The organism is Streptomyces arenae (genome assembly GCF_022343545.1).
GTDB lineage: Bacteria > Actinomycetota > Actinomycetes > Streptomycetales > Streptomycetaceae > Streptomyces > Streptomyces humi.
The window spans coordinates 1-20,351 of record NZ_JAKQYH010000024.1; the positions used below are offsets into that span (position 1 = coordinate 1).

A 20,351-nucleotide genomic window follows, 5' to 3' on the forward strand; every position below is an offset into this window, starting at 1 on the left:
CCGGAGCGGTCGCGGCCTCGGCGGCCGGAGCGGGGGCGGCCGGGGTCTCCACGACAGCCTCGGCGGCGGTGTCGGCCTCGGTGGCCTCCGGGGCCGCGGCGGGCGCGGTCACCCGGCGGGTGGCACGGCGGCGCGCACGCGGGGCCGGAGCGGCCTCCTCGGCGGCGGCAGCGGCCTGCGCGGCCTCACCGGCCTCGTCGACCTCAGGGGTTTCGGCCGTCTCGTCCGCCTCAGCGGTCTCGGCGGTCCGTGCGGCGACGGCGGGTGCGGCGGTCTCGTCCGCGGCCTCGGTGGCCTCCGGGGCCGCGGCGGGCGCGGTCACCCGGCGGGTGGCACGGCGGCGCGTACGGGGGGCCGGAGCGGCCTCCTCGGCAGCCTCCACGGGCTCCACGGCTTCGGCGGCCGCGGTGGACCCGGTGGCGGCGCCGGCCTCAGGAGCCTCGGTGGCCCCCGTGGTCCCGGTGGCGGCGGCCGGTGCTCCGGCGGGCGCGGAGGCGCGGCGCGTGGCACGACGGCGGGTGCGGGGCGGGGTGGCCTCCTCGCTCTGCGCGGCGGCCTCGGCCGGGCTCTCGGCGGGCTCGGTGACCGCGGCGGTGGCGGGCACCACCGTCTCGGCGGCCTCGGCGGCCTCGGCGGCCTCCGGGGTCGCGGCGGGTGCGGAGACCCGGCGGGTGGCTCGGCGGCGCGCACGCGGGGCCGGAGCGGCCTCCTCGGCAACGGCAGCGGCCGTCTCGGCGGCCTCCGCGACCTCGGTGGTCTGGGCGGCCGGTACGGCCGGAACGGTGGTCTCGGCCTCGTTCTCCGTCACGGCCTCGGCCCCGACGGGCGGTCCCGCGGGGCGGGACGCGGCACGGCGACGCCTGCGCGGCGGCAGGGTGTCGCTCGGGGTGTTCGGTTCGGAGCCCTCGATGGGCTCGGTCGGTTCGAGCATGCGGGCGTTTCTCCCGTCAGGCTCCCGGGCGCCGCGCCTGGTCCGGCGTCGATCTGTTCGAGCGACCACCGGTGACGTCCACGGCTCGCGCGATGCGCGGTGCCGCCGTGTGGGGCGCGGGCGCCGCACAGGAGCTCTCTGTGTCCTGTCTCGCCGGTTCCGTACGCCTTGTCGCGGACGGCCTGGCGAAAGTCTTCTGGTCGGTGCGCTGCCCGACCCAGGTGGCTCCCGAGTCCGAGGGCTGCGCTACGACGTCCGTCCTTCGCGGGACCTTCCTTACGCCGGCGCCGTCGCGGTGGCAGTGGGTTCGGCCTTCGAGAGGGCCTCCACTGCCTCGCGGTCGGGCGCGAGCGGGTCGGTCACCGTGCCGGTCTCTTCATCGAGCAGCCCCTGCGCCAGCCTGGTCACCGCTGCGGGGACCGGCGGCGTCAGGTCGGCCACGGCGCGGAGACCGGACAGGACGTCGTCGGGTCGTACGGCAGGCGTCACGTGCCGAACAACCAGCCGCAGTATCGCACAGGCCTGGTCGGTCGGCCTATCAGCCGTTTCACTCCGTGTTTCAAGTTGTACGACGGCGGGGCGGGCGTCGAAGGTGCGGACGCCGTTCTTGGTCATGCGCTGGACCTCGACGGTCTCGGCGGTGTTGAACGCGGCGACGGCCTGTTCGGCCCTGGCCGGGTCCACGCCGGGCAGCCGGAGCTCCCACACGGAGGCGGTGAGCCGGTCGGCCAGTCCTGACGTGCGTGCCTCGACCGCGTCGACGATGTCGAGCCCGGTGGGCAGGGACTCGTCGAGGAGGGCGCGCAGCCGCTCCGGGTCGCGGGGTGCGGCGAGCGCGATCTCCAGGTACTCCGCCTCGCTGCCCGTGCCGGTGGGTGCGGCATTGGCGTACGACACCTTCGGGTGCGGTGTGAACCCCGCCGAGTAGGCCATCGGCACCTCGGCGCGGCGCAGCGCACGCTCGAAGGCGCGCTGGAAGTCACGGTGGCTGGTGAACCGGAGGCGGCCGCGCTTGGTGTAGCGCAGTCGGATGCGCTGCACCGCGGGTGCGGGCGGCGGGCCTTCGGGCTGTCGCTTGCCCAGTGTCGTCAGTCCTTCGTGGTTCTCGTGAGGTTGTCGCCACAGTGGCCGTACCGCTGCCGGCCGTACCCCTGTGCACTGCTTCCATCCAGAGTACGTGTGTCGCGGCCCGGGGGTTCCCGTTCGGTCGGCGACCGCCGTCCGGCGCGAGGACGGCGGACGGCGGCCCCGGGTGCGTGTGGGCGCCACGAAAATCCACCTGAAGGTGGGACGCGATCGGTTCGGATCCGGTTGATCACCGAATGGCAGCGACACGGTAACGGTTGACCCGCTCACGCCAATCTGAATGGAACCGGCCATCCCGGCTTGATTTGCTGAGAGCCAATCAAGCCTTGATCCCCGGGGGGACGAGTAATGAACTGGTACGTGGACGTACTCAAGAAGTACGCGGTGTTCAGCGGCCGTGCGCGCCGGCAGGAATACTGGATGTTCTTCCTGTTCAACCTGATCATCAGCATCGTGCTGGCGGTCGTCGGGCGGCTCATCGGGTTCGCCGCCCTCAGCTCGATCTACGCGCTCGCGGTCCTGCTGCCCGGTCTGGGCGTCGCGGTCCGCCGGCTGCACGACACCGGCCGTTCCGGCTGGCTGATCCTGATCGGCATCATCCCGCTGGTCGGCTGGATCATCGTGCTCGTCTGGCTCGCCTCCGAGGGCAAGCCGGAGGAGAACCAGTACGGCCCCAACCCGAAGTACGCGGGCGCCGTCTGACCTGGCATCACCCGAGGGCCCGCCGGATCCGTCCGGCGGGCCCTCGGGCTGTTCCGGGCTGTTACGGGCCGTTTTCGGGTGCTATCCGGCGGCCGACGAGCTGCGCCCGCGTTCGGTCTGGAGGTGCAGGACCAGGAAGACGACGCGCAGCAGATCGTCCGGCAGTTCCTGCCAGCCGCCGGGCAGTTCGAGGTGGCGGGGCCGGTTGCCCAGGAAGTCGTACGAGACGGACAGCGGTCCGATCGCGCGCACCCGTCCGCTGAACCTGGGATGGTCCACGGAGTACGGTCCGACGCGCTGCGGGATCCCGGACCAGGCCGTGCAGTCCACCTCCCAGGTGCCGAACGTCCTCGGGACGCTGCCCAGCCGTCCGTAGCCGATCTCCGTGTCGCCGATCCGACGCAGCCGGCTGCCGAGCATGTCGTACTCCAGGGGATGCGGGCCGAGCGCCAGCGGCCGGCCGCCCCACCGTCCGTAGGTGAGCGGGACGTCCCCGATGGCACGGAGTCTGCCGCCCAGCCAGTCGTAGCTCAGTTCCAGTTCCATGACCGCCGGCTCCCCCGCCGCTCGTCCGACTCGGTTGCCAAGAATTGTGCGGGCGAGGCGGTACGGCTTCCATGGCGGCCCTGTCACGGTTTCGCAGCGCCCCGAAGGCTCCCCCCGGCGGGCGTCCCCGGTCTCACCCGCCCCGGGTGAGGCGTGTCGTCCCGGCCCGCCGCATCCTCGACACGGCAGGATTCCGGCATCGGGGAGCCGTGTCGGAGGGACGCCCATGAACCCGCAGCCCCGTCAGCCGTACGACCGCCCATCCAACGGCGTGTTCCGGAAGGGCCGCGCGTTCCCGACCGGCCCTGGCTGGGGCGGCGTCGGCGATCCGGCCGCGAAGGTCCACGCCCCGCGCGCGTGCGGCCCCGTCGACCGGCGCGCGTACCGCCCCGTCGACCCGCGCGCGTACCGCCCCGTCGACCCGCGCGCGTACCGCCCCGTTGACCCGCGCGCGCGTGGTGCCGTCGGCCCGCGCGCGTGCGGCCCCGTCGACCCGCGCGCGTACTGCCGCGTCGACTCGCGCGCGTGTGGCGCCGGCCGGGGAGGGGTTTCCCGTGCCGGGCGGCCGGTCCTGAGCGGCGGCCATGCGGCGGGCTGAGCGGCTGACGGCCTTCTCCTGGGCGCGGGTGGCGGTGATCGCCCTGCTCGGCAGCCTGCTCGTGCTGCTCGTCGCCGCCGGTCTGCGCAGCCTGCTGTGGGTGCTGGTCGCCATCGCCTCGGTGGCCCTGGCCGGCGTCGGCCTGTGGTGGACCCTGGCGCACCCCGGGCCGCTGCGTGCCGCCGGGGCTCTGCTGGCGGCCGCCGCGCCGGTCACCGCCCTGGCCCTGTTCGTCGGCCACGGCATGCTGGTGCCCGCCTGTCTGGCCCTCGGCCTGTGGCTGCTGGCGCTGACGGCGGCGCGGATCGCGACGACCCCGGCGGCCGGGTCCGGCGGGCGCGGCCGCGAACCCGTCGCGGTGCCACCGGCCAGCCGGCCGTGGGTGGTGATGAACCCGCGCTCCGGCGGGGGCAAGGTGGCGCGCTTCGGACTCGCCGAGAAGGCGCGGGCGGCGGGCGCCCAGGTGGTCCTGCTGGATCCCGCGCACCACCAGGACGTGGCGGAGCTGGCCCGGCGCGCGGTGGCGGACGGCGCCGACCTGCTGGCGGTGGCGGGCGGGGACGGCACCCAGGCGCTGGTCGCCGAGGTCGCGGCCAGGCACGACGTGCCGTTCGTGGTGATCCCGGCCGGCACCCGCAACCACTTCGCCCTCGACCTGGGTCTCGACCGCGACGACCCGGCGGCCGCCCTGGAGGCGTTCACCGACGCCGTCGAGTTCCGGGTGGACCTCGGGTTCGCCGCGGGGCGGGTGTTCGTCAACAACGCGTCCTTCGGCACGTACGCGGCCGTGGTCGCCGAGCCCGGCTACCGGGACGCGAAACTGCAGACCGTGCTGCGGGCGCTGCCCGCCCTGCTCACCGGCCCCGACGCGCCCCGTCTGAGGATGCGCGCCGGGCGCCGGCGCGCCCGCGGGCTCCAGGCCGTGCTGGTCAGCAACAACCCCTACCGGCGCCTCGGTGACCCGGTCCGTCCCGGGTTGCGGGAGTGCCTGGACTCCGGGTGGCTGGGCGTCCTCGGCGTGTGTGTCGACAGCTCCGCCCGGGCGGCCCGGCTGCTGACCCGCAGGCCGCCGGCCCTGACCCGCCTGACCACGCACGAGGTCGTCGTCGACACGGACACCGACGCGACCCCGGGCGCGGGCAGCGGTGTGGCCCCGGGCGCGAACGGCGACGCGCGCCCCGGCGCGGGCGGTGGTGCGGGGGTCGTGCCGGCCGGGATCGACGGCGAGTCCGTCGTGCTGCCCGCTCCGGTGGTGTGCCGGATCTCCCCCGGCGCGCTGCGGGTCCGGGTCCCCCGGCACCGGCCGGGCACTCCGCCGAACCGGCCTCCGGCCGACTGGCGGCGGGTGCTGCGTCTGGCGATCACGCGCCGTCGGCGGCGCGCCGGCGGCCTCGGCCCCCGTGCCTGACCCGCGGAACGCACGTCACGTGTTCGCGGTGGGCCGGCCGTTCCAGCGGGCGAGGAACTTGCCGAGCTCCCACAGCGCCAGCAGCGCGAGCGCCGGGACGAGCGTCCAGGCGAACTGGGCCAGGTCCAGCTCGGTCGTCCCCAGCAGCCGGCGGAAGGCGTCCATCTGGGTGACCAGGACCGCGAGGACGAACTCGATCAGCATCGCCCGGTTCATCTGCTTGCTGTCGAAGCTGGCGGTGGTGAACACGGTGGCCCGCTCGCTGCGGCACTCCAGCGCGGCCACGATCAGACAGAGCGCGAAGGACGTGAACGCCATCGACTGGCCGATCGGGACACTGCCGTAGCGGGACCTGCCGAGTTCGATCAGACAGAGCAGCCCGATGGTGATCGCGAGACCGGACAGTCCGACGGTGAGCAGCACTCCCCGGGACAGCACGTGCGCGCCGCGCGGACGCGGCCGGCGGGCCATCAGGCCGGGGCTCTGCCGGTCGAAGCCGAGGGCGAAGCCGAACGCCGCGTTGACGAAGAAGTGGATCCACAGCACCTGCGCCGGGGTGAACGGCTCCCCCGCGGCGATGTCGAACAGGGTCGCGCCGAGGAACGTCAGCACGAACACCACGAGCAGGACGAGCACGAACCGGATGTACTTGGTGAGGTTGTCGTAGATCTTGCGGCCCTGCTCGACGGCGAAGACGATCGTGGCGAAGTTGTCGTCGGCGAGCACCATGCGGCCGGCGTTCTTGGCGACCTCGGTGCCGGAGCCCATGGCGATGCCGACGTCGGCGGCCTTGATGGCGGGCGCGTCGTTGACGCCGTCGCCGGTCATGGCCACCACGCGGCCCTTCTTCTTCAGGGTCTCGGCGAGCAGCACCTTGTGCTCGGGGGCGACCCGGCCGACGACGCCGATGCCGTCGATCCTGGCCAGCCGTTCGCTCTCCGGGAGGGCGGCGAAGTCCGCGCCGAGCACGGCCTCGCCCTCGATGCCGAGCTGCCGGGCGATGGCGGCGCCGGTGACGACGTCGTCGCCGGTGACCATGCGGACCCTGATGTGCGCGGCCTGCGCGTCGGCGACGGCGGCCTTCGACTCGGCGCGCGGCGGGTCGACCATCCCGACCAGGCTGGTCATCTGCAGGTCGGTGACATGAGCGAGCAGGTCGCCGTCCGGGTCGAAGAGCGCTGGGTCGAGGTCGCGGCGGGCGGCGGCCATCACCCTCAGGCCCTCGCCGCCCATCCGTTCGACATGCTCCTGCGCGCGTTGCCGCAGCGTGTCGTCCCAGGGGACGGACGTGCCCTGCCGCAGGGCCGTCGCCGCGCGGGCCATCATGGCGGGTGCCGCGCCCTTCACGAAGCAGCGCACGACCGGGCGGCCGTCGTCGTCGGTGGCCCTGTTGAAGGTGGCCATCAGTTTGTAGGACGGGTCGAAGGGCAGCACGGCCAGCCGCGGCAGCCGTTCCCGGGTGGCGTCGACGTCCAGGCCCGCCTTGTGGCCGAGGACCAGCAGGGCGCCCTCCGTGGGGTCGCCGACGACCTTGCCGTCCACCAGGCGGGCGTCGTTGGCGACCAGGTAGGGCAGGATCGCGTCCGTCATGTCCGGGGCGCTGCCGACCGGGTGCTGGATCCTGCCCTCCAGGGCGTAGCCGGTGCCGGAGACGGTGTAGCGGTCACCGGGGTCGATGACCTCGACCGCGGTCATCTGGTTCATGGTGAGCGTGCCGGTCTTGTCGGAGTTGATCGCCGACGTGAACCCCAGCGCCTCCACCGACGGCAGGTCCTTCACGATCGCCTGCCGCCGGGACAGGTCGATCGCTCCGATGGACAGGATCGTCTGGGAGACCGTCGGCAGGGCTTCGGGGATGGCGGCGATCGCCAGCGACACGGCGCTGACGAACAGCGCGTCCCACGCCGTGCCCCGGCTGCGGCCGAGCACGAACATCAGGATCATCGTCACCCCGGCGGTCGCCGTGATCCACAGGGTGAGCCGGTCCATCTCCCGGGTCAGCGGCGAGGCCTCCCGCGGCGTGCTCGACAACATGCCGGAGATCCGGCCGAGTTCGGTGTCGACGCCGGTGGCCGTGACGATCACGGTGGCGCTGCCGTGGGTGACGGGCGTGTTCATGAACGCCATGTTGTGGCGTTCGCCGGGCGGCAGATCGGCGCCGGTGAGCGGGCCCGACTCCTTCGCGGCCGGCACGCTCTCGCCGGTCAGCGCGGACTCGTCGATCTGCAGGGCGTTCGCCGTGACGATACGGCCGTCCGCCGGCACCTCGTCGCCGGCGGCGAGCAGCACCACGTCACCGGGGACGACCTCCTCGGCCGGGACCTTCGACTCGGTGCCGTCCCTGCGCACCCGCGCGGACGCCTTCATCATCGACTTCAGCGCGTTCATGGCGCTGTCGGCCTTGCCTTCCTGGCGCATCCCGGCGACCGCGTTGACGACGGTCAGGACGAGCAGCAGGACTCCGGTGCTCCACTCCTTGATGACGAGCGAGACGACGGCGGCACTCACCAGGACCAGCTGCATGTAACTGCGGTACTGGGCGAGGTAGCGGCGCCAGCCGGGGAGCGGCTTCTCCTCGGGCAGTGCGTTGGGGCCGTGCGTACGGAGCAGCTCCGCGGCTCGGGCGGTGGACAGTCCGGCGGCCGGATCGACCTGGAAGGCCGCGGCCACCTCCTCCGGCGGACGCGTGTACCACGTCCGGTCGTCGGCCTCCCGGTCCTGCGAGGCGTCTGTCTGCGCGGTCATGTAGGTGCCTCCGTTCCCGGCCCCCGTCCCTCGCACTCCCACTAACTGCCGTGCTTCTTGCTGCCGGCCTTCTTCTCTTTGTTGCTCTTCTTTTTGTTGCTCTTCTTGTTGTTGTTCCTGCTGTTCTTCTTGTTTTCGTCGGGTGCCTCCGCCTCCAGTTCACGCCTGACGTCGGCCAGTTCACGCCTGGTCTCGGCGCTGACTTGCGGGTACTGGGGGTCGATGTCGATGAGGGTGTGCGCGAGCACGGCTGCCGCGCAGACCCGGGCGAACCACTTGTGGTCGGCAGGAACGACGTACCACGGCGCCCATGGCGTGCTGGTCGCGGACAGCATCTTGGAGAACGCCCGCTGGTAGTCGTCCCACCGGGCCCGTTCGCGTACGTCGGCGGACGAGAACTTCCAGTTCCGTTCGGGAACGTCGATACGTTTCAGGAAACGGGTGCGCTGTTCTTCCTTCGACAGATTCAGGAACAGTTTCACGATCCTGAAGCCGTTGTCGCTGAGGTAGCGCTCCCAGTCGTTGATCTCCCGGTACCGCCGCTCCCAGACGTCCTTGCCGCATGCCGCGTCGGGCAGCTTCTGGCGGCGCAGGTTCTCCGGGTGGACCCGCACCACGAGCACTTCCTCGTAGTGGGAACGGTTGAAGATGCCGATCTCGCCGCGCCGGGGCAGATCGCGGGAGTAGCGCCACAGGTAGTCGTGGTCGAGTTCCTCGTCCGAGGGCACCTTGAAGCTGGAGACGCGCACGCCCTGCGGGTTCACTCCGCTCATGACGTGGCGGATGGTGCCGTCCTTGCCGCCGGCGTCCAGCGCCTGCAGGCACAACAGCACCCCGTAGGTGTCCTGGGCGGCCAGCCGCCGCTGGTAGTCGGCGAGCAGTTCGGTGCCGCTGCGGAGGAGTTCGACGCCGTCCTTCTTCTTGCGGATGCCCCCCTTGTAAGCGGGGTCGAAGTCCTCGGCCAGCCGGACCTTGGTCCCGGGCTCGACCAGCAGCGGCTCGATGAACTCCGCTATGCGCTCCGCCCGCTCGTCGCGTTCGGCTCCGTCGCCCATCGTCGGTTCGTCCCTTCGTCCGCCCGGTCGCGTGGTCCGCTCCCCAGCAGCATCCGGCGGGGCGGCACGAGCCGCCTCACCCTTGCCGGGTGGTTCCGACGGCGGTCAGTCCGGAACGAGGATCACCCGTCCACGGTGGCCATCACCCGTCGCCTGCGCGAACACCGCACCGGCACGTCGAGCCCGGGACAGGCCGACGCTCAGCTGCGCCGAGGCAGTACGCCGGCCTCGACCAGCGAGTCGTACAGCCGCTGCTGCTCCTCGTCGAGTCCGGAGTACAGCATGTCGTACGCCTCCTCCTCGCCCCGCATCACTTCGACGGGGTCCCACTCGGCGCCGAGCGCGTTCATGACGTGGGCGCGCCGGGTCAGCTCGTGCCCGGTGAGATCGACGGAGAACTCGACCGGCTCAGTGGGAAGGGCGGAATCTTGGGCGGACATATGACCGAATTTAGGTAGTCCGTCCGGCCGCGACAAGACCTCGTGGGAGACATCACAGCCGTCCACGCTCCGCCCGCCCCCTCAGCCGACTCCGGGCCGGCCCCGAGCCGGCCCCGCGTGCCGGACCACTCCCGGTGTTAGCCCACCTGGCCGGGTGCAACTGTGCCGGTCAGCGGTGCACGGCGTCGCGCGTGCTTGCATCCTGCGAGGAGCCCCTGCAACGCCGACGCAACCACCCTCCCCGACGCAACCACCTCCCCGACTCACCCCGCCCGGACACCACCACCGTCGTACCCATGCCTGGAGGAACCGGCTGATGGCCGCGGACAACGAGACAGACATCTGCCCGTTCGACTTCAGCGAAGCGCTCGACTTCGACCCGGCGCTCGCGGATCTGATGGGCCGCCGTGCCCCGGCGCGCATCCGGCTCCCCTACGGCGCCGCGGACGCCTGGCTGATCACCGGTTTCGACTCCGTCAAGCAGGTGACCACCGACCCGAGGTTCAGCAGGGCGGGCATCATCGGCCACGACTACCCGCGGATGACGCCGGAGCCCATCGTCTCGCCGGAGTCGATCAACGTGATGGACCCGCCGCACAGCAGCCGGGTCCGCCACCTGGCCTCGCAGGCCTTCACGCAGCAGCAGGTCGACGGCATGCGGCACCGGATCGTCCGGCTCGCGGATCGCCTGCTGGACGACATGGAGCGGGAGGGACCACCGGCGGACGTGGTCACGCACCTGTCCAACAAGCTCCCCCAGCACGCCGTGCTGGACCTCCTCGGTATCGAGAGGGAGGAGTGGCCGCGGATCGAGGAGTCCGTGCACCGGCTGCTCGTCGTCGGCGCGGGCAACAAGGAGGCGGCGGCGACGGCGAAGGCCGAGCTGACGGACTACTTCGCCGACCTCGTCCGGCTGCGCCGCGACTCCCCCGGCACCGACCTCGTCAGTGTGATGGCCGCGGCGCGGGAGGGTGAGGAACAGCTCGACGACAGGGAACTGGCCGTCATGACGCTGACGCTGGCACTGAGCGGGCAGGACACGGCGACCTGCCAGATCAGCAACATCGTCTACCTGCTCCTGACCCGCCCCGAGCTGATGCGGCACCTCGCCGAGCGGCCGGAGACCCTGACCGACGTCGTGCACGAACTGCTCCGCTGCATCCCGTTCCGCAAGGGCGTGGGCATCCCCCGCGTGGCGCTCGAGGACGTGGAGCTGGACGGCGCGCGGATCAAGGCGGGCGACTTCGTGCACGTGTCGTACCTGACGGCCAACCGCGACCCGGAACGGTATCCGGACCCGCACGTCATCGACCTCGACCGGCCCAGCGCCCCGCACATGACCTTCGGCTGGGGCGGCCACCGGTGCATCGCGATGCCGTTGGCCATGGCGGAACTCGAAGTGGCCGTCGGACGCCTGGTGGAGCGGTTCCCCGGTCTGCGGCTCGCGGTGCCGCCGGAGCGGCTGCGGTGGGACACGGAGACGATCAGGCGGTTCCCGCTGGAGCTGCCGGTGACCTGGTAGCCGCGGGGGCCCTCAGGCCGCCGCCGTCGCCGTCCTCACGGCTCTCGGACCGCGCCGGGGCCGTCGTCGGCTCGCAGCTCGAACCACATGGTCTTGCCGGTGGGGGTACGGACGCTGCCCCAGGAGTCCGCGAGCAGGTCGAGGAGTTCGATGCCCCGGCCGCTCTCCGCGTCCGCGTCGGCGACGGCGCGGACCGGGGAGGCGGTCTCCGTGTCCTCGACCTCGCACAGCAGGCGGGAGTCGTGCAGCTGCAGGTTGAGCCTGAGCGCACCGCGGGTGTGCCGCAGCGCGTTGGTGACCAGTTCGCTGACCAGCAGCTCGGCGGTGTCGGTGAGTTCGTGAGCGCCCCACTCGCCGAGTCGCGCGGTCACCAGTCGGCGGGCCCGGCGCGCGGAGGTCGGTTCCCGCCGCAGCGGCCAGGAGGCGTCCCGGTCCGTGACGCGGCCGCGCGGTGCGTCCAGCGGTCGCAGCGGCGCGAGCATCCGGGACCACAGCGCCCACTGCCGGGCGAGCCGCGAGGGTGCGTCGGCGGCGGGCTGCTGCCCTGCCCGCTGGAAGCCGACGCGGTAGCCGATGCGGCAGCCGATGGCCCGGGTGGCCATGACGATCAGTCCCTCCTGTGGCGGCCGGCACGTAGCAGTCGCTACATCCCGTAAAGATGTAACCACTGCTACAGTAAAAACACCATAAACCCTCTCATTACCGGCGCCCGCAGAGCCTCCTGGTCCGCGCACGTCTGGGAGCTTCCATGCCCCGTCGACCCGATCCGGCCAAGCGACGCGATCTCCTGGAGCAGATCCGTGAGTACGTCATGCGCAACGGCCTGGCGGACCTGTCCCTGCGCCCGTTGGCCAGAGCCCTCGGGACCAGCGACCGCATGCTCCTGTACTACTTCGGCAGCAAGGAACGGATGGTCGCGGAGGCGCTCGGCGTCTACGAGCGCCTGCCCCTGCGGCGCACCCGCGAGCTGCTCGAGACCACGGGCCAGCCCACGGACCCGGCGGGCCTGCGTCGCTTCATGGAGCAGGTGTGGCGCCAGTTCGGCGACCCCGAGGTGCGGGCGGCACTCCCGCTCCACCTGGAGATCATGAGCGCCAGCGTGCTGCACCCGGACCGCTACGGGCCCGTCATGCACAGCGTCGTCTCGCAGTGGACGGCCCTGCTCACCTCCGTCTTCCGCGACCTCGGCATGACTCCGGACCGTGCGCGGTCCCAGGCCACCCTGCTGACCGGCGCCACCCTCGGCCTCCTGATCACCCCCCTGGCGAACGGCCAGTGGGACCAGGCCCAGGAGGCGTTCCACGCCCTCCTCGACAGCCTGGAGCCCGGCTGGCACACCACGGCCTGACGTCCGCGGCGCGCCTCGACGGATCACTCTCAGCGAGCGTGACCGCTCGGCGCCGGTGCTGCGTCTTTCAACATCAGCGGCAGCAGTTTCTTGCCGGTCGGCTATCTGAACAAGGTCTGGTTTCGACGGACAACCACGAACTCCGCGACGATGCAGACGGCTGTTGTACGTGGCACGAGCTGCTCTCATTACCTGGCCGCCATGGTGCCGTACGAGGACTGCAGGCCGGTTCGGTTCGCGGCCGACGGGGTAAAGGGCTCGGGGTGGGGCTGGGCGGCCCAAGCAGCCGGGCCGGAGGGGGCGCATCGATGTCTGCCGAATTGTGGGTGGCGCTGAGTTCACCCATCGTCGCCGTCTGCCTTACGGTCTGGAGTTTCAGACGTACCTCCGAAGCCGACCGGCTGCGCGCGTTCTTCGAAGTGCAGGAGCGCTACCTGGACGCAGAGGTACGCGCGGGGCGGCGCCTGTTGCACCGGACGGTCGCGGGGCGGGAGAGTCACGAAATGGCAACGCTGCCCGAGGAAGTGGCCAGTCGCATCGGGCACGCCCTCGCGGTGATGAACTCGATAGCGATCGCCTGCGAGGGCAGGTACGTCGACACGGACATGGTCGCCCGCAGCATGGGCCGTTCCTACGCCAGCGCGATGGCGGCGGCCGTACCCTACATCGACCATGTCGAACAACTGCGCGGATTCCGGCCGTACCCCTTCGCCGAACGCTTCGCGCAGAGTCTGCGGCAGCGGACCTGAGAAGGCCTGTCGGGGCGTGGAGAGGCCTTCGGCTTCGGTGTCCGGCGGGTTCTCGTCATGCTGCCGGGTCGGTGCCTTCCCTGATCCTGTGCAAGGCCACACGGGTCTCCCACAGGAGCGCGGACCGCTCGCGGCTGACCACGGCCTTGTAGTGGGGCAGGTGCGCCGAGAGCCAGGCCCGGGCCACCGCGGCGCTGTCGGGACCGTGGTAGATACGCTCGAACTCGTCCACTTGGTCGTCACTGAGCTGATCGGTCAGCGTGGTACCGACACGCAGCTCCAGTGTGTCCTGGTAGGCACGGTCGAAAGATGCGAGGTCGTCGTCGGACAGATGGGTCAGGACCAAGTCCTCCACAAGGTGGTGCCGGCTCGTCCGGGGGTCCGGTTCGTCTGCGGCTGGGGTGTCGGCTTCCGTTTTCCCATCCGGTCCGTCCGGTGCCCGCCTCGAAGACGGCTCCCGGCGGCGTCGCACGACTGCTCGCTGGGCGGCGGCCGTGCGTAGCAGCGGAGCGCGCAGGACCGCGGCCACGCGGAGAAGTTCCCGTCTGCGGGCGCTGCCGTCGGTGCCGGACTCCTCGATACCGGAACGGGCGCCCTGCCGCTTCGCGAGCCACTCGTCCAAGAAGCTCGATGACTCTGCCGTGCCGGGGGACCGCGCGTGGTCTCCCTGGGCCGGACGGCGCCGCCGGGTGCGGTCCAGGTAGCCGCGTACCGCCGCCTGGGTGCGGCTCTCCCGTTCCTCGTCGTCGGCCCGAAGTTCGTTCCGGGAGCGCCACAGCCCTTGTTCGATCATGCGGGCGCGCACGCTGTCCCGGGCCGCGGGCAGTCCGAGGTCGGAGTCGGCGCCGGGCGGTTGGAGGGTGAACGTATGGGACTCGCCCGCGTACAGCATCTGCGCGACGCCCCGGTGGTTCCCGGGGGTGCGCAGGATGTCGGCCGACACGTCGAGTTCCTCGGCCAGCTGCTTCGCGTCGCGGTTCGAGACGCCGAACACGATGCGGTTGGCGACGTTCCCGAGGATCGCCGAGAGTACGTTGTCGGAGGTGGACCCGGTGAACCGGGAGAACGCGTTGAGCTGGTGCAGGTTCTGGTGGGCAAGCACCAGGCTCAGACCGAACTTCCTGGCTTCCGCAACCAGTTCGTCGAAGCCGGTGACGGCGAACGCCTGGAACTCGTCGACGTACATGTAGACGGGGTCCGCCTTGTCACCGAGTCGCCGCCATCGGGCGTACACGGCCTTGCGGACCCGTTCCTGGACGAAGGTGCCCAGCAGCGCGGCGGCCGACCGGCTCATCTCCCACTCGGGGAGCTTGACCAGCAGGACTCCGCCGCGGCTGATCACGCCCTCGATGGAGACGGTCGAGGTGCCTCCCGCCAGTACCTTCCCCAGGGCACCGTCCTGTTGCAACTCGCTGAACTTGGACAGCACCCAGTGCAGCACCTCTGCGATCTGGTCGTTCCGCTGCTGCTCGAATATCTCCCAGCGTTCCTTCAGGTCGGAGTCGGTGAGCAGATCCCTGATCCAGCGGCGCCTTTCGCTGCTGCGCAGCACACGGACGAGGTCGATCACGCCGGGGGGTTTGAACGGGTAGTCGTCGTGGGTGATGGATTCCAGGGCCAGCCGCACGATCTCCTCGAAGCGCGGCCCGTAGAACTCGTGATAGGACTGCCGCACCAGCAGGCGGATGAACTCCTCGATGGCGAGCTCCGCTTCCGCTTTGCCGCGCACGTCCAGATCGAGCGGGTTGAGCACGGGCAGGAACTCGGGATCTCCGAGGTCCAGCAGGAGCACCTCCTCCTCCCGGCCCGCGGTGTGGCCCAGCAGGTAGTCGACCAGGTCGCCGTGCGGGTCGATGACGACCACCGATCTGTCGGCCTGGATGTCCTGCCGGGCCATGTGCTTGAGCATGTTCGTCTTGCCGGACCCCGTGCGGCCAACGATGTAGGTGTGGCGCAGCCTGGCCTTCGCGTCCAAGCGCACTTCCACGCGCTGGTCCTCGCGGCCGTGGGCCAGGTGCGCGGTGCCCAGACCGATGCCGTCGATGGGAAGTGTGATGCTCGGCAGGGAGAGGGACCGGGGGCGTCGGTGCAGCAGGCCGCGCCCTTCGATCCTGCCGTAGGGGGGGTGGAAGACGCGCAGCGTCTCGGCAGGACTCAGCCGGATGGCTCCCTGTGGCGCGGGCCCGCCGGGGGCCAGCGTGTTGGACGCCGACCCGTCCGAGACGATGTCGAACGGCACCCCCCGGAACAGCCACAGTCCGATGCTGCGCAACACGGAGTCGCCGAGCCGTTCGTCGGAGGCGACGTGGATCTGGAGACCGAGGTTGCGCACGTCCGCGGATTCCTGGCCGGCGCGAATGAAGAAGGCCGCCGCGTCCCGTTCCTCGTCGCCGAAGAGCCCGGCTTCCCCGGGCCACACGGTGGCCCGTTCGGCCGACGGCTCTCCCTCCGGTAGGCGGCGGCAGGTCATCTGCACGGTCACCTGCGGCTTGAGGGCGCGCAGATAGTCGATGAGGCCGCCCCAGTCCTCTTGCACCGGTGGCACGGTTGCTTCCCGGGGGCGTAGCTCCACCAGGAACGGCGCCTCCAGATCGGCCTGACCGGCCGTTGGGGAGAGGTCCCAGCCACCGCTGAAGGCCACACCGAGTTGCTGCCCGATGCCTTCGGCCAGATCCTCCGCCACCGCCGGGTCGCTGCTCTCGGTGAACGCCAGGACGTCGAAGAACGGCGCCAGGTTCCCGCTGGTCTGGCGGACCGTGATGACGCGGTACAGCAGCCGGACGCTGGTGTCGTCGACCAAGGAGAGCGTGCGCAGCACGCCGAGTTGGCGCGGCAGACTACGGACCGCGCTCTCTCCGCTGTACTGGCCGAGGCGCGCCGAGTAGAAGAGCGTGAACTCCTTCGGGCCGCTGCCGTCGTCCGGCGCCAGAGCCGACGGCGTGATGCGCTGGTACCTGAGGCGGATCAGCGGACCGAGTCGCCGACGGGCCCGGTTGACCGTGTCGATCAACTCGCCGAGTCCGTCGACGCTCGGATCCTCCAGGAGGGGGTGCCAGTGCTCGTGGAGCTTGTTCAGGGCCGCATAGCGGAGTTCGGGTTCCGACTGCACCTGGGTGAGAACGAGATGCGTCTTCAGGGTGACGAAATCCGTGGCGCCCAGTAACTGCCGTCTCTTCTGCCCTCTGCGCAGCGCCTTGACCGCCGTGAGCAGGACTGGGTTCTCTTCGACGAGACTCTTCTCGGCGGCGGCCAGGAAACCGGTGTACCGGCCGTCGGCGTATTGGTCTAGGGACCATGTCGGCATCGGGCGTGCCAGTGCCCCCGCGGTCGCGGAGGTATCGGTGCCGTCGTCCTCGTAGAGCAGGGCGGCCCGCAGGTGGATGCGGTTCTGCGGGGGCTTGGTCGAACTGGGCCGAGTGGCGAAGCCCGCGAAGTCGGCGGAGACGATCGCTTCGCCCGCGGGGAGGGGTTCCGTGCCCAGCTCGCGGCTGACGAAGAGTCCGGCCACGTCCGGTGCGAGGATGGCGCTGCCGCCGAGTTCGGCATGGTTCGCGAACACAGTGGCGAAGTTACGCGGGAGTTTGAGGAAGTCATCGGTGGGGTTGGACAGCGCGGTGACCAGCACCACGTCCGGCGGTCTCTCCCCGCCGTCGAAGTCCCGCCGGAGGTTGACGTAATCCATGCAGATGGCGAGCCCCAGCTCGTAGGAGCGATCACCCTTGGTGATTTTCACCCGTTTGGGACCCTGCCCTCGGGCGATGCTCTCACCGTGTGCGGGGTCCTGCTTGGTGACGAGGCACAGTTCGTCCTGGCTTACGAAGACAGCGGTGTTGCACTCGACGGCGTCCTCGGCCTCGGGGAAGCCGTGTTGCACGAGTGTGCTCGCGTCCGGAGCACGCAGATGACCGATGCCCGCGTAGATGCCCAGCCGGTTGCGGTATCCGACGAGAACGGGCACCAGTTCCGCGGGGATCGAGCACTCGGGGAAGACGACGAGGTCGACATGGTGCGCCACACAGAACTCAAGAACCTGCTTGATCTTGAGCTCGGTTGAACGCATCCGTTCGCGCCGTGCGGCGTCCAGGGCATCGTCGGTCCTCGACTCGACTTCTTCGCTGAGGTCGAGTCCCGCGAGGGCGATCTCCCCGTCCGTATCGGCGGACGCGAGCGGAAGGCCGAGCAGCGGTTCGTCGGGCAGCCAATAATTGCCCTGTAGCTTGCGGACGTTCGGCACGTAGGCCAACTGGACCGCGGCGAGGCGCAGAACATGGTCGCTGGTGCGGGTCGCGGAACTCGGCTCGTCAGCCAATGGTGCCCCCTGCTGTTGCCAACCGACGCGGAGCGCACGGCGCTTGCGTACATCCCACGGTACTGCGTCGGGCCACACCGGCGCCTCCGTGCCCTCGGGTGTCTCGGGCGCCATCCGCTCACCGATCAACAAGCTTGTCTGATCGAAAAGGGCTCGTGATCGGTTGAGTGCGCCGGGGAGCGGTGCAGAAGCCAAGGTCCCTCGGCAGTCCGGTGGTGCGATCCCGTCCGAGCAATTTCAGGAGGCCCGGTTGCGCTCGCGTGCGTGAAGTCCGAGAGAGCGACAGCCGGCGACGCTCGCGGTCAACGTTCGTGACGACGACCGACGCCTGGTTTTCCCACCTGTACGACGTCCTCTGGCGCCGCCAAAGGCACCGAGCTCGGAGAGATACACCAGGCCCTCGGTGCCTTCGGCGAACACCCGGAGCGGGTCCGGCTCCATCGCACGCAGGGACAACCGAGCCACTCCGTTCCACGTGTCGAACTGCAAGGACTCGCACGACACCCGCTGCCCGACCTCAACGGCGTCGGACGCCGCCTGGAAACGACGCCACGACAGCTCGGGATACGTGATGAAACCGACGCCGGGACACACCGGATGCTCGGGACCTGAATCCAATGCCGCGAAATGCCCATCCGCTCGATGGCCGCCACCGTGCCGGACAGGACCTCACCATGACGAAGCCGCTTGAGATCGCTGAACCCACTCCACCTCGGACTGAATGGCTGCACTGCTCCCCGGCACAGGCACAGGCGTACGAGAGCAGTCCGAAGGCCGCTTGCGGACGCGGACGCCGAGCACCCGACCTGGCCATCAGCGCAGCCGCTTGCTCCTCACTCACCCCCCGCCAGCACCTCAACCACCCGATCGGCGGTCTCGCCCACCTCAGTGCGTGTGACCGCTCGGAGCCGGTGTCGGGTCCGCGTTCTTGACCGTCAGCGGCAGGAGTTTCTTGCCGGTCGGGCCGATCTGGATGCTGGTGTCCATCTGCGGGCACACCCCGCAGTCGAAGCAGGGGGTCCAGCGGCAGTCCTCGACCTCCGTCTCGTCGAGGGCGTCCTGCCAGTCCTCCCAGAGCCAGTCCTTGTCGAGGCCCGAGTCGAGGTGGTCCCAGGGGAGGACCTCCTCGTAGGTGCGCTCGCGGGTGGTGTACCAGTCGACGTCCACGCCGAAGGGGGCGAGGGCCTTGTCGGCGCAGGCCATCCAGCGGTCGTAGGAGAAGTGTTCGCGCCAGCCGTCGAAGCGGCCGCCGTCCTCGTAGACCGCGCGGATGACCGCGCCGATGCGGCGGTCGCCGCGGGAGAGCAGGCCCTCGACGATGCCGGGCTTGCCGTCGTGGTACCGGAAGCCGATCGAGCGGCCGTACTTCTTGTCGCCGCGGATCTTGTCGCGCAGTTTCTCCAGGCGGGCGTCGGTCTCCTCGGCGGAGAGCTGCGGGGCCCACTGGAAGGGGGTGTGGGGTTTCGGGACGAAGCCGCCGATCGACACCGTGCAGCGGATGTCGTTGGAGCGGGAGACCTCGCGGCCCTTGGCGATGACCTTCGTCGCCATGTCGGCGATCTGGAGGACGTCGTCGTCGGTCTCGGTGGGCAGGCCACACATGAAGTAGAGCTTGACCTGGCGCCAGCCGTTGCCGTAGGCCGTCGAGACCGTGCGGATGAGGTCGTCCTCGGAGACCATCTTGTTGATGACCTTGCGGATGCGTTCCGAGCCGCCTTCGGGGGCGAAGGTCAGGCCGGAGCGGCGGCCGTTGCGGGTGAGTTCGTTGGCCAGGTCGATGTTGAAGGCGTCGACGCGGGTGGAGGGCAGGGAGAGGCCGATCTTGTCCTCGGTGTAGCGGTCGGCCAGGCCCTTGGCGATGTCGCCGATCTCGGAGTGGTCGGCGGAGGAGAGGGACAGGAGGCCGACCTCCTCGAAGCCGGTCGCCTTGAGGCCCTTGTCGACCATCTCGCCGATGCCGGTGATGGAGCGCTCGCGGACCGGGCGGGTGATCATGCCGGCCTGGCAGAAGCGGCAGCCGCGGGTGCAGCCGCGGAAGATCTCCACGGACATCCGCTCGTGGACCGTCTCGGCCAGGGGGACCAGCGGCTGCTTGGGGTAGGGCCACTCGTCGAGGTCCATGACGGTGTGCTTCGACACGCGCCACGGGACGCCCGACTTGTTGGGGACCACGCGGGCGATACGGCCGTCGGGGAGGTACTCGACGTCGTAGAAGGCCGGGATGTAGACGCTGCCGGTCTTGGCGAGGCGGAAGAGGACCTCCTCGCGGCCGCCGGGGCGGCCCTCCGCCTTCCACTCGCGGATGATCCTCGTCATGTCGAGGACAGCCTGCTCGCCGTCGCCGATGACGGCCGCGTCGATGAAGTCCGCGATCGGTTCGGGGTTGAAGGCGGCGTGGCCGCCCGCGAGGACGATCGGGTCGTCGAGGGTGCGGTCCTTGGACTCCAGGGGGATGCCCGCGAGGTCCAGGGCCGTGAGCATGTTGGTGTAGCCCAGCTCGGTGGAGAAGGACAGGCCGAACACGTCGAAGGCCTTCACCGGGCGGTGGCTGTCCACCGTGAACTGCGGGACGCGGTGCTCGCGCATCAGCGCCTCCAGGTCCGGCCACACGCTGTAGGTGCGCTCGGCGAGGACGCCCTCCTGCTCGTTGAGGACCTCGTAGAGGATCATGACGCCCTGGTTGGGCAGGCCGACCTCGTAGGCGTCCGGGTACATGAGCGCCCAGCGGACGTCGCAGGACTCCCATGGCTTGACCGTGGAGTTGAGTTCTCCGCCGACGTACTGGATCGGCTTCTGCACGTGCGGGAGCAGAGCTTCCAGCTGCGGGAACACGGACTCGGCGACGTGGGCTGCGGCTTCGGCAGGCATCTCGCGGACCTTTGTGAGCTGACTGGGGGCACCCCCGGCCGTGG

The 20,351-nt window shown here is 70.7% G+C and carries 13 protein-coding genes and 1 pseudogene; 5 read left to right on the forward strand and 9 right to left on the reverse strand.

Annotation, left to right across the window (positions count from 1 at the left end):
* Positions 1 to 931, reverse strand: a pseudogene (locus MB828_RS12690) (Rne/Rng family ribonuclease); the annotation flags it as partial.
* A gap of 276 nt (positions 932 to 1,207) precedes the next feature.
* Complete coding sequence (locus MB828_RS12695) at positions 1,208 to 1,972, reverse strand: TIGR03936 family radical SAM-associated protein (RefSeq protein ID WP_301648226.1); 765 nt, start codon at positions 1,970 to 1,972, stop codon at positions 1,208 to 1,210.
* A gap of 393 nt (positions 1,973 to 2,365) precedes the next feature.
* On the opposite strand from MB828_RS12695, the gene MB828_RS12700 reads away from it, so the two are divergent.
* Positions 2,366 to 2,719, forward strand: a complete 354-nt coding sequence (locus MB828_RS12700; RefSeq protein WP_046734358.1) for a DUF805 domain-containing protein — start codon at positions 2,366 to 2,368, stop codon at positions 2,717 to 2,719.
* An 81-nt stretch (positions 2,720 to 2,800) separates the two neighbouring features.
* Here MB828_RS12700 and MB828_RS12705 read toward each other — a convergent pair whose 3' ends face one another.
* Positions 2,801 to 3,265: a hypothetical protein gene (locus MB828_RS12705; RefSeq protein ID WP_301648227.1), complete on the reverse strand. Its 465-nt coding sequence runs from the start codon at positions 3,263 to 3,265 to the stop codon at positions 2,801 to 2,803.
* A 584-nt stretch (positions 3,266 to 3,849) separates the two neighbouring features.
* On the opposite strand from MB828_RS12705, the gene MB828_RS12710 reads away from it, so the two are divergent.
* A complete protein-coding gene (locus MB828_RS12710) occupies positions 3,850 to 5,271 on the forward strand; it encodes a diacylglycerol/lipid kinase family protein (protein ID WP_301648228.1) in 1,422 nt (473 codons plus the stop codon).
* 15 nt (positions 5,272 to 5,286) lie between these two features.
* Here MB828_RS12710 and MB828_RS12715 read toward each other — a convergent pair whose 3' ends face one another.
* From MB828_RS12715 to MB828_RS12725, 3 genes are all read right to left on the reverse strand, one after another.
* Positions 5,287 to 8,016 carry a cation-translocating P-type ATPase gene (locus tag MB828_RS12715; protein WP_301648229.1) on the reverse strand — a complete coding sequence of 910 codons (2,730 nt, stop codon included), beginning with the start codon at positions 8,014 to 8,016 and terminating at the stop codon, positions 5,287 to 5,289.
* Between the two features lie 41 nt (positions 8,017 to 8,057).
* Complete coding sequence (locus tag MB828_RS12720; RefSeq protein WP_301648230.1) at positions 8,058 to 9,071, reverse strand: polyphosphate kinase 2 family protein; 1,014 nt, start codon at positions 9,069 to 9,071, stop codon at positions 8,058 to 8,060.
* Between the two features lie 200 nt (positions 9,072 to 9,271).
* Positions 9,272 to 9,511 carry a DUF6400 family protein gene (locus MB828_RS12725; protein ID WP_133021927.1) on the reverse strand — a complete coding sequence of 80 codons (240 nt, stop codon included), beginning with the start codon at positions 9,509 to 9,511 and terminating at the stop codon, positions 9,272 to 9,274.
* 316 nt (positions 9,512 to 9,827) lie between these two features.
* Here MB828_RS12725 and MB828_RS12730 point away from each other — a divergent pair, with 316 nt between their 5' ends.
* Positions 9,828 to 11,033: a cytochrome P450 gene (locus MB828_RS12730; protein WP_133021926.1), complete on the forward strand. Its 1,206-nt coding sequence runs from the start codon at positions 9,828 to 9,830 to the stop codon at positions 11,031 to 11,033.
* Positions 11,034 to 11,068: 35 nt separating this feature from the next.
* Here MB828_RS12730 and MB828_RS12735 read toward each other — a convergent pair whose 3' ends face one another.
* Positions 11,069 to 11,635 (reverse strand): ATP-binding protein, encoded by a 567-nt coding sequence (locus MB828_RS12735; protein WP_301648231.1) that lies wholly within the window; start codon positions 11,633 to 11,635, stop codon positions 11,069 to 11,071.
* A gap of 146 nt (positions 11,636 to 11,781) precedes the next feature.
* Here MB828_RS12735 and MB828_RS12740 point away from each other — a divergent pair, with 146 nt between their 5' ends.
* Both MB828_RS12740 and MB828_RS12745 read left to right on the forward strand, forming a co-directional pair.
* The gene (locus MB828_RS12740) at positions 11,782 to 12,381 is read left to right on the forward strand and encodes a TetR/AcrR family transcriptional regulator (RefSeq protein WP_301648232.1); all 600 of its coding nucleotides are present in this window, start codon (positions 11,782 to 11,784) and stop codon (positions 12,379 to 12,381) included.
* A 308-nt stretch (positions 12,382 to 12,689) separates the two neighbouring features.
* A complete protein-coding gene (locus MB828_RS12745) occupies positions 12,690 to 13,130 on the forward strand; it encodes a DUF4760 domain-containing protein (RefSeq protein WP_301648233.1) in 441 nt (146 codons plus the stop codon).
* A gap of 55 nt (positions 13,131 to 13,185) precedes the next feature.
* Here the strand turns inward: MB828_RS12745 and MB828_RS12750 are convergent, their stop codons facing one another.
* Positions 13,186 to 17,439, reverse strand: a complete 4,254-nt coding sequence (locus tag MB828_RS12750; RefSeq protein ID WP_301648234.1) for a type IV secretion system DNA-binding domain-containing protein — start codon at positions 17,437 to 17,439, stop codon at positions 13,186 to 13,188.
* An 885-nt stretch (positions 17,440 to 18,324) separates the two neighbouring features.
* Positions 18,325 to 20,307, reverse strand: coding sequence for a TIGR03960 family B12-binding radical SAM protein (locus MB828_RS12755; protein WP_301648235.1), 1,983 nt, complete (start codon positions 20,305 to 20,307; stop codon positions 18,325 to 18,327).
* Positions 20,308 to 20,351: the final 44 nt, after the last annotated feature.